The organism is Roseobacter phycocola (assembly GCF_042055075.2).
GTDB lineage: Bacteria > Pseudomonadota > Alphaproteobacteria > Rhodobacterales > Rhodobacteraceae > Roseobacter.
The window spans coordinates 552976-568318 of record NZ_CP194010.1 but is presented as its reverse complement, the minus strand read 5'-3'; the positions used below and the strand labels follow the sequence as shown (position 1 = coordinate 568318).

General features: G+C 59.7%; 13 protein-coding genes. 4 read left to right on the top strand and 9 right to left on the bottom strand.

Going from position 1 to position 15343, the window contains the following annotated elements; translation table 11 throughout:
* Positions 1-26 precede the first annotated feature (26 nt).
* The 5 genes from AB4K19_RS02960 to AB4K19_RS02940 form a co-directional block, all read right to left on the bottom strand.
* Positions 27-695 carry a hypothetical protein gene (locus AB4K19_RS02960; protein ID WP_436398986.1) on the bottom strand — a complete coding sequence of 223 codons (669 nt, stop codon included), beginning with the start codon at positions 693-695 and terminating at the stop codon, positions 27-29.
* A complete protein-coding gene (locus AB4K19_RS02955) occupies positions 692-1975 on the bottom strand; it encodes a hypothetical protein (RefSeq protein WP_436398985.1) in 1284 nt (427 codons plus the stop codon). Before AB4K19_RS02955 ends, AB4K19_RS02960 begins: the two co-directional genes overlap by 4 nt.
* Positions 1976-2010: 35 nt before the next feature.
* On the bottom strand, positions 2011-3132 hold the full coding sequence (locus tag AB4K19_RS02950; protein ID WP_436398983.1) for a hypothetical protein: 1122 nt from the start codon (positions 3130-3132) through the stop codon (positions 2011-2013).
* A 461-nt stretch (positions 3133-3593) separates the two neighbouring features.
* Positions 3594-5477 (bottom strand): SLC13 family permease, encoded by a 1884-nt coding sequence (locus AB4K19_RS02945; protein ID WP_436398981.1) that lies wholly within the window; start codon positions 5475-5477, stop codon positions 3594-3596.
* Positions 5478-5588: 111 nt separating this feature from the next.
* Positions 5589-6206 (bottom strand): TetR/AcrR family transcriptional regulator, encoded by a 618-nt coding sequence (locus AB4K19_RS02940; protein ID WP_375230452.1) that lies wholly within the window; start codon positions 6204-6206, stop codon positions 5589-5591.
* A 187-nt stretch (positions 6207-6393) separates the two neighbouring features.
* On the opposite strand from AB4K19_RS02940, the gene AB4K19_RS02935 reads away from it, so the two are divergent.
* From AB4K19_RS02935 to AB4K19_RS02920, 4 genes are all read left to right on the top strand, one after another.
* Positions 6394-7338 (top strand): homocysteine S-methyltransferase family protein, encoded by a 945-nt coding sequence (locus AB4K19_RS02935; RefSeq protein ID WP_375230451.1) that lies wholly within the window; start codon positions 6394-6396, stop codon positions 7336-7338.
* Between the two features lie 26 nt (positions 7339-7364).
* Positions 7365-7541, top strand: a complete 177-nt coding sequence (locus AB4K19_RS02930) for a hypothetical protein (RefSeq protein ID WP_375230450.1) — start codon at positions 7365-7367, stop codon at positions 7539-7541.
* 73 nt (positions 7542-7614) lie between these two features.
* Positions 7615-8205 carry a GNAT family N-acetyltransferase gene (locus tag AB4K19_RS02925; protein ID WP_375230449.1) on the top strand — a complete coding sequence of 197 codons (591 nt, stop codon included), beginning with the start codon at positions 7615-7617 and terminating at the stop codon, positions 8203-8205.
* A 127-nt stretch (positions 8206-8332) separates the two neighbouring features.
* A complete protein-coding gene (locus tag AB4K19_RS02920; protein ID WP_436398979.1) occupies positions 8333-9967 on the top strand; it encodes a hypothetical protein in 1635 nt (544 codons plus the stop codon).
* Between the two features lie 42 nt (positions 9968-10009).
* Here the strand turns inward: AB4K19_RS02920 and AB4K19_RS02915 are convergent, their stop codons facing one another.
* The 4 genes from AB4K19_RS02915 to AB4K19_RS02900 form a co-directional block, all read right to left on the bottom strand.
* A complete protein-coding gene (locus tag AB4K19_RS02915; RefSeq protein WP_436398977.1) occupies positions 10010-11248 on the bottom strand; it encodes an NAD(P)/FAD-dependent oxidoreductase in 1239 nt (412 codons plus the stop codon).
* 2 nt (positions 11249-11250) lie between these two features.
* A complete protein-coding gene (locus AB4K19_RS02910) occupies positions 11251-13470 on the bottom strand; it encodes a TRAP transporter permease (RefSeq protein ID WP_436398975.1) in 2220 nt (739 codons plus the stop codon).
* 21 nt (positions 13471-13491) lie between these two features.
* Complete coding sequence (locus AB4K19_RS02905) at positions 13492-14220, bottom strand: aspartate/glutamate racemase family protein (protein ID WP_375230445.1); 729 nt, start codon at positions 14218-14220, stop codon at positions 13492-13494.
* Between the two features lie 76 nt (positions 14221-14296).
* Positions 14297-15307, bottom strand: coding sequence for a TAXI family TRAP transporter solute-binding subunit (locus AB4K19_RS02900; protein WP_436398973.1), 1011 nt, complete (start codon positions 15305-15307; stop codon positions 14297-14299).
* Positions 15308-15343: the final 36 nt, after the last annotated feature.

The window sequence follows — 15343 nt, the reverse complement described above, 5'->3', positions numbered from 1 at the left end:
ACTGCTTTGTGGTCCTTTCCTTGTGGTCAGCTGCTCCCGCTGTCCGGATCCCCGGCGTCAGACATGCGGTGGGCGCTGCCATCCGGCGCGATGACAAAAGCTTCGCTGCTCTCGCCGCCCCGGCGGTCACGCTGCACAAATGTCTTGATCATCGGACGCCCGTCCGGCTCCGCATCGGCCGGCGCCGTTTCAGCACTTGCAGGTTTCTCACAGACGGCATTGTCCAGCGCCTCGGCCACCTCCTCCGCTACCAGGGCCTGTGCCCCGATGCTGGTCACCGTCACAACAAGGTTGCCACGCAGATATACAAAGGTTCCCGCAGCCGGTGCGGCCTCGGCCTCACCAAAGCGCGGCGGCACTCTCAGAATTGACGACGGATCGCGCTGAAAACGGGCCAGAGTTTCCAAGAACAGCGCGCGTCCTTCTCCGGCGTCTGCGGTTTCCAGAATTTCGATCCGTGCCATGCCCTGGCCATCGGCTGCCTGTGCATTGGCCTGAATCAGCCTGACCCCACGCCCGGTATCGATCTCGCGGGCACGCGAGAAGGTCCAGCCCGGCAGCATGTCCGCCCGAAAACCGAAATTCCGGATGTAGATGGCGCGATCCTGCGCGGCCGTGTAGGCATCGTCTGTCATGGCCTGACCGACGGCATCCATCTGTTCTTTGGAAGTGGCCTGAAAATCGCTGTCATTCATATCAGCGCGCGCCTCCTGCGCTCAAAAGGCCGCGGATGACAAACCAGCAGGGATTCCGGGGCCGCCAGCATGCGGCGGTACTGCGTCTGCCAGACACTGCCGAACGGGATCCCTGCAGGCAGCAGTGCGAATGGCAGATGCGCAAAGGGTGACAGATTGCCGTCAACCACCACAGAGGCATCATAGATCTCGTCGTTCTCACGACATTCTCCGCTCCAGCCAACCTCGTGGAACATGAAGCCAAGCCCAAGATTGCAGGGGCTGCCCCATGAACTGTGCCCGATCGTCTGGCTGTCGCGCAGCATAAAGGCCGGCACATACTGACCCATCCGGCCCTGCCAGAGTTCCGCCCCCAGAAGGTTGGCAAAAGTGGAAACCGCGCAGGCACAATCAGTACAGTTCACGTAAGGGCCGTTCCCAAGCCCCCCTTCTGCCCGTTCGATAAAGGCGGTGAGGTCAAAAATGCCCACGGGCGTATTGGTATACATCTCACGCGCACCGACGGGGCATCCGTATTCGACCTGCGTCTCGCCCATACCGTAGACGCCTGCACAGATCAGCGCCGAGATATCCCGGCGCAACCGGGCACCCGCAGCCCAAGTGCAGGCAAGTTCCAGCGCTTTTGACCATGGCAGCGCGCTGTTCCAGATTTCCGCCGGTTCCTGCAGCCAGGGTGCCACGGGCAGGTCCAGTGTTGTGAATATCCGGTGAAACGACGTGTCAAAGTCCTGCCAGCGCGGTGCAGAGGCCGTTCGGTACTGCCACCGCCAGGCGATTTCATGAATGCCGACAGCACTTGCGCGCAGCACATCTCCACTGATTTTCAGGAAAACCGCGCCGCTCTCTCCGTCCGGGCCGATGCTGACAGGCGTTGGCGCAATACGTCCCAGGATGGGGGAGGTTTCCTCGGCCGCATCCGCAACTGAGGCATAAAACTGAGACAGCTGGGGAGAGATGGACGCCCAGCTCTCGGCCAGCGCACGCAGAAACGCGGTACGCGGATCGGCAGGCGACCGTCTCGGACGCGCAGGTATTGCCTGAACCTCAAGACGTTCAGGCGGCAGACCGTTCCACGAGAAGTTTGCAAAGACACCGAGTGATTGCGGATCAATGGCCCGCGCCGCATAGGCGATCGGCAGTTCGACCGGCGGACGCCCCGGCTGGCGCGACCACTCCGGCCCCGCAAGCGCCTCATCATAGTCAACCCGAAGCGTCAGCGCACTGCCGCGTTTGTCCAGAGCATTGTGGTTGAAGAGGATCTGTTCCAGCGACGCCGACACGCAATTACTCCCACACTACCGGGCCTCCGGCCCTGTTACCCGTCCTTCTTGGTGTCCGTCTTCTTTCCGCGCGATGACGCACCAGAGCGCGTGCTTTTCGCCCGCGTTCCGCTTTTCGGCGCAGCGGCCTTGCGCGTGCCCGTGCGTTTCGCACCGGATCCGCGTTTTCCCTTCTCAGGCTTTTTGCCAGCGTCATCGGCTGCTGGTTCAGGCACATTGACCCAGCTGGCACGCGGCATCGAGGCGGTCCTGGCTGCCATGGTCTTGTTCGCTGCTGCCGCATCGGGTGCAGCACGGGGCGGCGGTGGCGTGGCAGCCACCGGCCTGGGTGCCGGCGCAGGGCTGGTCGTTGCCTCCCGTGCCACCGTTGCTGAGGAGCGGAATTCTGTCGGGGCCGCAGCAGCCATCGGCGCCGGTGCTGACATCGGAAACCCATCCTGCAGAACTGACGTCGCTTTCTCGGCAGCGTCCCTGTAGGCACCGGCCATCTCCTCGCCGATCGCACCAACCTCAGTGCTGAAATCAGCAACAGCAGCGTTGAGGTCGAAAGCCGCAGATGTCTCTTCTGTCGCCCGCGCAATACCGTCGCTCAGCGTGCTTACGGCCTGTTGCCAGCCCTGGCTGATCTGGTCCTGCAACGCACCAGCGAGTTCTGCATATTTCGCCTGAGCATCCGTCAGATCGGCCGAAAGCGTGTCAGAGGCCAAAACGTCGTTGATTTCGGCGTAGAAGGTCTCCACCGCGGCCTGCATCGCGGCAGCAGGATCAGCCTCTGATGAAGCAGCGGTCACTGCGGCACCCAGCTTTTCCTGAGCCGGTGCAATCACCGCCGCCCAGCGGGCGGGATCAGCAAACTGACCGTACAGCATGGCAAAGGAATTGTAGGCCTCCGCGGCTGGCTCCAGCGCTGGGCTGCCCGCATATATCGAAGAAACACTGTCAGCGTAGCCCTGGTAGGCTGCATTGATCCGCGCTCCGAGCTCGGCCATGTAGTTCTGCTGCACTTCGGTCAGCCGGGTAAGGGCATCCCGGTACCTGCCATCAAGCGGCGCCAGTGCGGCAGCCAGTGCTTCGGTGTAGGCCGCGAGTGCCTGTTGCTGAATATCGGGCTGCATTGCGGCCATCGCGGCTGCATCTGAGTTTTCTGCGGAAGTCACCACCCTACTCCCTGATCCAAACGACAAAATATATCCGGCACGGGCAAAAACCTGCCCGCTTTCTGTGTCAGGCCACGCCAGAAAAAAGTCTGCCGCCGCCCTGCAATTCAACTATCACGATAATGTGAAGCTAGCACCGTGACCCGCGATTCCGCAACAGAGAAAGTTAACAAACGTAACCCCTGCGTGTATTCACAGTCTCAGCAGCACGCATTCAATAATTTTTTCCCATTAATTTCAGAACACTATGCAGAACTCGGTGTGCCGCGCTCCCGCAAAACGGGCTGAAGCGTGCAAACCACTGCATTTCCCGCCCGCAACATGCGGTGAAAAACCTCCCGAATTCAGGATGTTGCGACTCTCCTTTAAGGTGCATTTAACCAGCAACAAAATGCGCCAGATCCGCAGGACCGACCCGCCCCCGGAAACACGCGTTGCGCCTACCTGCGGCGTGCTGAAACTCAGAAAACCACGCTCATGACAAACAGCGAGACGACCAGAAACAGGATCGTCATAATGCCACCGCTTTTGATGAAATCGGTCACACGATACCCGGCGGGTCCCATGATCAGGGCGTTCACCTGGTGGGTCGGGATCAGAAAGGAGTTCGAGGTCGATATCGCCACGGTCAGCGCGAAAATCGCAGGATCCCCACCGGCTGCGGCGGCGATGGACACCGCGAGCGGAACAAGCAGTACCGTGGCCCCGACGTTGGACATGATCAGCGTGAAGATGGTTGCAAGCACAGCGACCCCTGCCTGCAGTGACCAGATCGGCCAGCCATCCAGCAGCATGAGAATCTGTTGCGCAATCCAGGCTGCTGTGCCGGTCGTCTGTACTGCCTGCCCCAGTGGTATGAGGCTGGCCAGCAGGAAAACCGTGCTCCAGCTCACAGCCTCATAGGCGTCGTCGATGTCCAGCACGCCTGTCAGGATCATCCCGACCGCCCCGGTCAGCAGGCAAAGCGACAGACGAAGGTCTGTAAAAAGGATCAGCGTCAGGGAAATGGCGAAGAACAGCAGGGCCCAGCCAACCTTTTTGGGGCGCAGCTCTTCCTGCGGGAAATCGGTTGTGACAACCACAAAGTCGCGGTCCCGGGTCAGACGGGTCAGCGCTTCCCAGGTGCTGTGAATGACCAGTGTGTCGCCTGCGTGGAATGGCTCCTCGCCCACCAGGGTCGGCGCGTGATCCTCGGTTTCGACATAGCTCATGGTCTCTTCGTCACGGTGGATCGCCAGCAGGCTCGCACCATAGGTTTTGCGGAAAACGAGATCATGGGCGCATTTGCCAATGACGGATGATCCCGGTGGCACGACCATTTCGGCCACGCCCGACTTGGTGGCTGCATAGTCTTCGGCGAAGACCTCAAGATCATTGTGCAGAATATAACCACCTTCATTGACCATCTGTTCGATCACTTTGCGGCGCCCGAGGACAGCAACCCGGCAGGGCGCTGTGATCTGGGTCTGGATGACCGGTGCAAACCAGCGTTTGCCCTGATATGCGCTGCCGATGATGTAGACGTGATACCGTTGCATCACATCGTCGAACGTCTCCCCCTCGCAGGGATGACCGGCAGGGATTGTGATCTCGAAAATATCTGTTTTGAGACCATAAATGTTCTTCAGGTAATCCTTGAGGGACTGACCACTGGTCCCGTCTCCGGCCTTTTTGCCCGCGGGCAGCACCCACCGGCCCAGCAGCGTGAAATAGAGGATGCCCGTCAGCACCAGGCAGATACCGACAGGGGTGACAGAGAACAGGCCAAAGGGCTGCATCTGCTGATCCGCAGGCAGCGTCTGGTTGGCGCTGATCAGCAGGTCATTCAGCAGAATGAGCGGCGACGACCCCACCATCGTGAGCGTGCCCCCCAGAATGGCGCAAAAACCCATAGGCATCAGCAGCCGGCTGAGCGGCAGCTCGGTGCGGACAGAAATCCGGCTGACCACCGGCAGAAAAAGCGCCGCCGCGCCAACATTCTGCATAAAGGAGGAAATCACACCAACCGTGCCTGACACAATCGGGATAATCCGGGTCTCGGTCTTGCCGCCATGTTTCAGAATAAGGGAGGCAACCCGGCTCATCAGACCGGTTTTGTCGAGACCCGCACCAATGATCATCACCGCAATGATCGAGACCACCGCATTGGATGCCAGGCCATCAAATAGCTGGCTCACATCGGCCAGCGTGCCAAGCCCTGGCAGCTGACTGAGAAGCCCCAGCAGAACCATGACCAGAATCGCGGCGAAATCTATGCGGACGATTTCGGAAACAAAGAGAAAAACGGTGAAAGCCAGAAGGCCGAGCACAACGGCCATTTCTGTCGTAAGGCTGATGACGTCCAAATCTGCTCCCCCCGAAACTATTGTTAATACCTGCCGGGGCGTCTGCGCAATAAACGTTCTGCGGGAACTGTTGCGCCATGGTCAGGAAGCCACAGCCATGTGCCGGACAGGCTAGGCTGTACGGGGGGCAAACAGCAGTTTCAGGTAGGTCCGGAAAAGCATGATCTGTTCCGACGCATTGTTGTTTTCACGCAGGGCACGCTGGAGCACCAGCCCGCCTTCGACGACGCCGGACACCATATCGCCCAGCGCATCCATGTTCACGGCCTCTCGGGGTTCATAGAGCTCGGCGATATCCTCAAACATCCCGCGGAAGCGGCGTCGCCAGCCAAGGATGGCCTGGCGGTTCAGCTCACGCACGCCTTCGTCAAAGAGACGGTCCTGATAGGCCGTTGACGCGATGACACACCCCGGATGGCCGGTTGGCATTTCTTCAAGCATTTCCGCAAGAAGCCGCAGGCCGATCAGCATGCAGTGCAGCGGATCGTCGTTCAGTTCGCGCGCCCTGGCAAAGAGGTCATCATAAAGTTGGTTTTCAGTATCGATATACCTTTCGAGCATCGCGCGGGCGAGCGCATTCTTGTCAGGAAAATGATAGAAAAAACCGCCCCGTGAAATCTCGGCTCCTGCCACGATTTCTTCAATCGATGTTGCCTCGAAGCCTTTTTCGAGCACCGCAGCCTCGGCAATATCAAGGATTCGCGATCTTGTATCCGGCTTCTCCGCCATCTCACCCTCCGCTACTGGACCATGAGTACAGTTGACACCCCACCGTGCCATTTCACCCGCGCGACCCTACCCCGCAAGCCGTTAAACTCAAAACAGAATTCGCATCAGGCAAGCTGCACCACCGGACAACTTTCGCAGTGCATCCGCCCGCTGTAGTCATCGGTCATTCTTCGTAAAGGAACGAGTTATGCGAATTCAACATTTTATCGGCTCTGACCGCTTCTACCTTTCTGACGGCGGGCTGGAGACTTACATGATTTTTGACAAAGGATACGATCTGCCGTGCTTTTCTGCAGCCGTGCTGCTCGACAGCGAGGCCGGCCGGCGTGATCTTGCCTCCTATTTTGAAAAGTACATCCGTATCGCTGCACGCAGTCACCGTGGTTTCATTCTGGATGCGCCGACATGGCGGGCGGGCACAGCATGGGCCGGCCCGCTGGGCCAGACCACGGAGGAAATACTTGAAACCAACCGGCGCGCTGTCAGTTTTGTCATGGCCATAAGAGCCCGTCATGAAACCCTGCGTCTGCCAATTCTGATCAACGGTCTGGTTGGCCCCGCCGGTGATGCTTACGCGCCCGATACGGTACTTTCTGCAGATGAAGCATTTGAAATCCACGCCCCTCAGATCTCTGTTCTTGGCGAGGCCGGGGCGGACCTGATCAGCGCGATGACGCTGACACACGCCGAAGAAGCCACCGGCATCGCGCGCGCTGCCCAAAAACACAATGTCCCGGCCGTTGTTGCCTTCACGCTGGAAACCGACGGGCATCTGCCATCCGGTCAGGCATTGTCCGACGCCATTGATCAGGTGGATCGCGAAACAGGCGCAGCGCCGCTTTATTACATGATTAACTGCGCCCACCCGGACCATTTCCGCAGAGTGCTCGCAGCGGGCGGTGACTGGCTCGGGCGGATCGGCGGCATCCGCTCCAATGCATCGCGCATGAGCCATGCAGAACTGGACGAAGCCGAAACGCTGGACGACGGCAATCCGGTGGAACTCGGGCAACTCAACGGCGATCTCATGGGGATGCTGCCAGCCCTGAGGGTCATTGGCGGGTGCTGTGGCACCGATCATCGTCATGTCGGCTGTATCGCCGACCAGGAACGCAGCATGACGTTCGCCTGATTTCCGGACAACAGAAAGAGTAAAATATGTTCAGATACATTCCCGCTGGTCTTGCAGTAGCAACCGTGGCGCTGTCACTGGCTGCTGCAGGCGCAGAGCATGAAACCACATTACAGGTTACGTCAGAAACACAGACGCCGGCATTGGTTGCCACGGAAGAGTGGGATTCCGGAGGACCCGTCGGCACTGCTTCCGGGTATTGATGCAGCACCTTTTAGACCGGCTCTATCCTGCAGGGCCGGTCACACAGACTGATTGAATGAATGAGATACGAAAATGACTGAAGAAGATTTCCGGCTCCGGCCAGCCACTGTTGACGACGCGCCTCAGCTGGCCAGGCTGATCGATATTGCGGGCGAAGGTATTCCTTCCTGGCTCTGGCAGAAATCGGCGGAAGGCAACCAGACCCCTCTGGATATCGGCACAGAACGGGCAAAACGGCCCAGCGGCGGATTTTCCTACAGGAATGCAGTTGTCGCCACCCTGTCCGGTCAGACCATCGGTATGGTCCTGAGTTACCCGATTGACGCAGCACCGGAGGATGACCCGGATGATCTGCCCGATCCGATCGCTCCCTTTGTCGCGCTTGAAAAAGGATCGGTCGGCACATGGTACGTTAATGCCCTGGCTGTTCTGCCCGGGTATCGCGGTACCGGCGCGGGAACACTGCTGATGCGTCATGCAGAGGAGCTGGCACGCGGCGCAGGATACGACCGCATGAGCATTCAGGTGTATGGCCAGAATACCGGTGCCACACGGCTTTATGGGCGTCTGGGATATGCGCAGGTTGACGCAGCCCCGGTCCGGCAACACCCCTGCCAGCCGTACTACACCGGAGATGTGCTCCTTCTGACGCGGGATATCTGATACCCATACTACACTGCGGGACCGTTGGCCGGCCCCGCAGGACGGCCAGCAGAGCCCCTGCCCGCACTTTCCGTTCAGAATCTTCGACAGTTGCTATAGGCTGATGCTGACTGAAGGGGGTGGGAAAATGACTGACTATTTTGACCTGGGAAACTATTCACGTCCCGCAAGCGGAGATCCGGAAGCCCAGCGCTGGTCAGACAGAGGGTTGATCTGGCTCTACGCATACAACCACGAAGAGGCTGTGGTTTGCTTTGAAAAGGCGCTTGCCGCTGACCCTGCCTGCGCGCTGGCCTGCTGGGGCATCGCCTACGGGATCGGCCCCAACTACAACAAGCCCTGGGAAGTTTTTTCGCCTGAAGAAAAAGCGCCTGCTCTGGCGCGGGCCCATGATGTCCTGCGAAAAGGCCGCAGCATTGCCAGCGCCACGCCTCAGGAAAAAGCGTTGCTGGACGCGCTCGCTCTGCGATATCCGACCGATCCGGAGATCGAGGATTTTCAGCCTTTTAATGACGGTTTTGCCGCCGCCATGAAGCCTGTGTATGACGCGTCTCCGGACGATCCGGATGTGGCGTGTATCTATGCGGAAGCGCTGATGAACCGCACGCCATGGAAACTCTGGGACTACTGGAAGGGCATCCCGAACCCGGAGGCATCTACCGAAGAAGCAAAGGCTGTACTGGAGCGCGCTTTTGCGCAGACCCCCGGCGCATGGGATCATCCGGGCCTGCTGCACATGTATATTCACCTGATGGAAATGTCGCCCTTCCCGGAACGCGCGCTGCGGCACGGCGACCGGCTCAACGGTCTGGTGCCGGATGCCGGTCACCTTGTGCACATGGGATCACATATCGACGTTCTGTGCGGTGATTATCAGAATGTTCTGTCCAGAAATCTGGCGGCGTCTGACGTCGACGAAAAGTTCCGCACCTATGCCGGACCCGCTAATTTCTATGCGCTCTACAGAATTCACAATCTTCACTTTGCCCTCTATGGCGCTATGTTCCTTGGACAGAAAGCGGCGGCGCTGGATGTCGCAGCACGGCTGGTTGCGGAAGTACCGGACGAAGTTGTCCGCGTCTATCCTGATCTGTTTGAGACCTTTGTCGCGGCCAAACCGCATGTCTACATCCGGTTCGGCATGTGGGAAGAGGCGCTGACCCTCGAACAGCCCACGGACAAAGAGCTGTATACGACAACGAACGCTCTGATCCTTTATGCGCGCGCTGTAGCGCTTGCCAATCTGGGCCGTCACAATGAGGCCGCACAGGCCGCAGACGCTTTTCACGCCGCCTATGCCGACGTTCCCGAGGAACGGATGCTGTTCAACAACAGCGCGCGGGATGTCCTGGCTGTGGCTGAGCAGATGATGCTGGGTGAAGTGGCCTTCAAATCCGGTCAGCGTGACGCGGGCCTCGAACACCTGCGGGCGGCTGTCCGGCTGGATGACGGGCTGATGTACGAAGAGCCCTGGGCCTGGCCGCAGCCCACCCGGCATGCACTTGGTGCGCTGCTGATGGAGGCGGGGCAGTTTGACGAGGCAGAGGCCGTCTATCGTGCCGACCTCGGGCTTGATAACAAACTGCCGCGCCCGAGCCAGAACCCCCGGAACGTCTGGGCGCTGCATGGTTTGCACGAATGCCTCTCGAGGCGCGGTGAAACCTCTGAGATTTTGCATATCGGTCAGCAACTGGATCAGGCCCTTGCGCGCGCGGATGTCCCGATCCGGGCAAGCTGCCTTTGTCGTGCGGGTGCCGCCTGACACAGCTGTCGATGCTGCGGTCTCATGACAGGTGGTTCGCTGTCAGGCGAACCTTTCCGGGCTGATCTGGGGGAAATTCGCGTTTGGCATGCGTCCGGTCACCAGATCAGAGACCAGTTCACCGGAACGGGGCGCCATCATCAGCCCGTAATGGGAATGACCAAAGTTCAGATACAGGCCCTGACGCCCCTTGACCCCGCCCAGCGCCGGCAGGCTGTCGGGGAAGGAAGGGCGCCGCCCCATCCAGAAACGCGGCGCTGACAGGTCAATATCCGGAAATGTTTGCCGTGCCTGCCGAACGAGCTGGTCTTTCCTGCGGGGGGCTGGTGGCGCATCCACCGGCCCGAATTCGGCCTGTCCCGCGACACGCAGCCCGTCTTCCATTGAGCTGGCCACGAACTTGGCGTCCACATCCATCACCGAGTTATTGAGGGTGATGCCCGGCTGTGGAAACTCTACATGGTATCCCCGTTCGGCCATCAGCGGCATCTTCAGGCCCAGCGGGTCCAGCAACGCCGCACTCCAGGCCCCCATCGCAACCACCACATCCGGACATTCGAAGGTCTGGCCGTCGCAGACCACCTGCCAGCCGCCATCCTTTGCCTCAAGCCGTTGAATGCTATCGCGGACGAAGGTCACCCCAAGGCGCCGGGCCTTGTCTGCGAGCACCGTCCCGATGTGCCCGGGAGACAGCGCCCGGGCCTGCCCTTTGACAAGGACAGCCGCCTGAAATTCCGGGTGCAGTGCAGGTTCTGTGCGGCGCAGTTCGTCCTGGCCGATCAGCTCAAGCTCCGCCCCCTTTTCGGACCGGATGGCATAGTCCAGCGAGCGCAGACTGGCCCGGCTGCCATCGCGGAATGCATGCACATACATACTGTCGGCCACAAGGTTCTCGCCCCCTGTTCCCTCAAGATGTCGACGGTAGAGTTCAATGCCGGGCCCGCACAGATGCTCCATCGCATCTGCCGCTTCTCTCACCTTCTGCTCCGTTCCCCGTCGCAGGAACCGCAGACCCCAGGGGATCATAGCAGGCCAGGTCTGAAGCCGGACCGACAGCGGCCGGTAACGGCCCCACATGAGCTGAGGGATCTGCCGCCACGTCCCGGGCAGTGACTGCGGAATGATAGACCACGGCGAAATAACGCCTGCGTTGCCAAAGGATGTCTCCTGCCCCGGATCAGACCGGTCAATCACCCGGACCCGCACCCCGCGCTCGGCCAGCGACAGGGCCGTGCAGATCCCGACGATCCCTGCCCCAAGGACTGTTACGCTGCGTTCCATCTTCAGGCGACGGCCTGCGCGCTGCGTCTGGCCACAATCTGCGACAGGATCGCGGGGGCTGCTATCATCAGGGCCGCAAGGTCGGCCTGAAGCGACGGGGCAATAAAGACGAGACCGGCAATCGCCATAAGCCAGCGATACACAGCGCCCATCGGTGCCAGCCAGTATCCTACGACCGCCGAGGACAGGGCGATAACACCGGCAATGCAACTGGATGCGGTGTAGGTGAATTCCCACAGATCGAATCCGGTCGATGAGACGAAGAGCAGAACCGGCGCATAGACAAACGCCATGGGTGCCACGACTTTGCCAAGTCCGAGCGTAAAGGCAGAGATGCCGGTCCGGAACGGATTGGAATTGGCGATGGCGGCGGCCGCATAAGCAGACGTGCAGACCGGCGGCGTGATTTCGGCCACCACACCATAGTAGAGCACGAACATATGGCTCGCGATAGGAGGGATACCCAGTTGCGCCAGTGCCGGCTGCGCCACAGACACCAGCATGATATAAAGTGCAGTCGTCGGCACGCCCGCGCCCATCAGAATACAGGCCAGCGCGATGAACACCAGGCTGATGAAGAGGGTCAGATCCTCAACCGTGAAGAGCGTCCAGTCCCCGAAGGTAAAGAGCCACGCGAGGTCACTGCCCAGATTTGAGGCCGCCTGCGTCACCATAAACCCGATGCGGAAACCGACACCCGTGGTGTTGATCACCCCGATCACGATGCCCACCGCCGCCGAGGCCGCACCGACCGCAAGCGCATATTTGACACCTGTTTCGAAAGTATCGCCCATCTCCGGAATACTGATCCGTTTCTGCGGGTTGAGCGTCGCGACAACTGCTCCGGCGATCAGGATGCACGACATGCTCAGATCAAATCCTCCGCCAGTGTATTTCCAGACGACAAAGCCAATGAAAGCGGCGGCATAAACGAGTGTGACCGGCTCTTTCATGCGGCTCATACCAGCAATAATCGCGAGTGAGATCCCGCAGAAAGCGGACATGTAGGGCGTGTAGCCCGAGAACAGGACGACCAGCAGGCCGATCAGAGGCACGATATTCGCCCAGCCGTCACGCCAGACGGCACCAAGCTGTGGCAGCGCTTCCTTTGCCAGCCCCTTGAGACCAAGTTTACGCGCCATCAGGTGTACAACGGCAAAGACGCCAACGTAATGCAGCAGCGCCGGGAAGATCGCAGCGATCACAATCGTGGTGTAGGGCAGCTCCAGGAATTCGGCCATGATGAACGCCGCAGCACCCATAATGGGCGGTGTGATCTGACCACCGGCAGAGGCTGCAGCCTCAACACCGCCTGCGAAGTGGCCCGGATATCCCAGGCGCTTCATGTTTGGAATAGTCAGAGCGCCGGTGGACACAGTATTTGCAACCGAAGACCCGGAAATCGTCCCGAAGAAGGCTGACGAAACCACGGACACCTTGGCCGGGCCGCCCGTGTAGCGGCCTGCCAGAATGGTGGCATTGTCGATAAAGAGCTGTCCAAGCCCGGTGCGCTGGGCGATGACACCGAAAAGCACAAAGTGGAAAACGATCGTAGAGACCACCCAGAGGGTAACACCAAAGATACCTTCCTGAGGGAAATACATCGACGACACAAAGGTGTTGAACTTAACGCCCGGATGCTGAAGCAGGCCCGGGAAATATGGGCCGAACAGCGCGTAAGAAATAAAGACACAGATGATCAGGGGCAGGATCCAGCCCAGCGTCCGCCTTGCGATATCCAGAACCAGGACAATGAGCACACAGCCGAAAAACAGGTCCCAGGGGCTCGGGTTCCCCATGCGGAAGGTCATTTCCTCGACCCCGAGGACCGGCAACCCGCGCCAGGCAAGGCCGAGATAGAGTGCAGATGCGACGCCCAGCACCATCAGAAGAACGTCAAAGTATGGCACACCGCCCAGACGCATCGCCCCGGTTCTGAGGTCAAAGGACGTTTTGGTCTTGATGAGCGGGTAGAACGAATAGGTAAGAATAAACAGGCCGGACAGGTGCCAGCCCATATGCCAGTAGTCCGGCGGAAGGGCGAAGCCTGCGGTCAGATAGTGATAAACAGCAAAGGTCAGCGCTACATAGCGCAGAAACCGGCCAAACCAGGGTGAGACAGAGCGCGTCGCTGCACCTTCGTCATACTTTTCCTCAATCGCGGCGAGTTCCGCTTCGGTCAGTTCGCGGACTTCGGTCTCAGGGGTTACTGGATTGGTCATGCGAAATGCCCTTCAGGATTTTCAGTGAATAAAGCCGGAAAACGGTCTGCGACCGACGGCGCTGTCCACCATTGTTGCGAGTGTGATAATGTCGAAGACCGGACGGCCCAGCCGGGCCTGAAGTGAATGCGCGTAGGGGGGCAGATCGGTACATTCCAGAAGGATGGCACCTGTCTGCGGCGCGCGCGCCAGCAGACGTTCGCCGGCCTCAAGAAGCTCTGTTTCTATTTTCGCCAGATCCATGTCGTCGCGGTCATTGCGCAGAATGACTTCTGAAAACTCGGGGCCTGCATCCATGCCTTCGATGACGATTGGCACGTCGCCCGCCCCGACGGCCCGGAGGTGGTCGTCGGTGAGCAGATCGGCCGAGGCGGTCAGAACGCCCACCGGCCGGCCAGTCATACGGTGGATCATATCGGCCTGCACCAGCGAGGACACAAAGACCGGCACATTCACGGCAGCGGCAATCTCTTTCTGGAAGAGCGCGAGGAACCCGCAGGATCCGGTGATCGCTCTGACCCCATTCTTCTCCAGCCGTTGTGCCGCAGCGATCAGCGGCTCGATCATCTCCGGCGACGGATTGTTCAGCAAAAGCGGAACTGTCAGTCCCTCAATGATCTCATAGCTTGTGGTAAACGGCAGGCTCGACGGGTTTTTGATGTGCCCCGGCGGTTTCGGGAAATGGCTTTCGAGTGCCAGAACACCAATCGACACGCCGCAGATATTCGTTCCGCCTGGAATAACAGTCACGTTCTGGCTCCGGAAAAGGGGGGGAATATGGGGCGGTCAGGCAGGGCTGTGAGCGCTGCCTGACCTGTTTGCGGGGTTACTCGAGCAACCCGGCTTCTTTGTAGAACTTCTCGGCACCCGCGTGGAGCGGCACACCCAGCGCTGCGATACCGTCAAGTGCCGTGTCCGGCGTGATCTGCTTGCCTTTCGCATGACCATTGTCCAGCAGCTTGCGGGTATTGTCATTCCAGAGTGCTTTGGTGATGCCATAGACCAGCTCTTCCGAGAGATCAGATGACACGACCAGAAGCGCGGAAACCGCGGGTGTTTTCACTTCATAGTCTACACCTTCGTAGACACCCGCCGGGATGCTGGAGGGAATGTAGGCCGGGATAATATCGTTGATCTTTGCCAGATCCTCATCAGAGAAGCTGTGCAGTTCCATCCCTTTTGTCGTGGACAACTGCACCATCGCGGAGACCGGCCAGCCTGCGGCATAAAAATATGCATCGAGCTGTCCGTCTGCGAGACGCTCGGCAGACTGGCTGTTGTTCAGCTCGGCCTCGTCCATGTTGTCGCGCGTCACGCCCCATTCGGCGAGCATCTGCTCAACCGCCACCTGCGTGCCGGAGCCCGCCTGAGCAATGCCGACACGCTGTTCAGCGAGGTCAGCGAGGCTGTCGATGGATTTGCCCTTTGGCATCACGAGATGCAGATCTTCGGGATAGAGATTCGCCACAATCCGCAGCTTCGCGCTTGGCTTGCCCTCAAACTTGCCTTCGCCCAGATACATCGACCGGGTGACGTCGGCTGCTGCCAGACCCGCTTCCAGCTCACCATTCTGCACGGCGGTATTGTTGAAAACGGACGCGGTGGTTGACTGAGCGATCGCGATCAGCCCCGGTACACCGCACTGACCGCCCTTGTCGCAGGGGCGCGATCCGGGTGGTGCCGAAATACCGTTGGCGATGGTGCCACCGATCGGAAAATAGGTGCCGCCCGCACTGCCGGTGCCGATGCGGAAAAAGGTGGGATCCTGCGCATATGCAGTGCCCGCCGCCAGCGTTGCGGCAAGTGCAACACCTGTAAACTTGGAAAACAGCGTCATTTATTTCTCCCTTTGGAAAGGCTTCTCTGTCGAGCC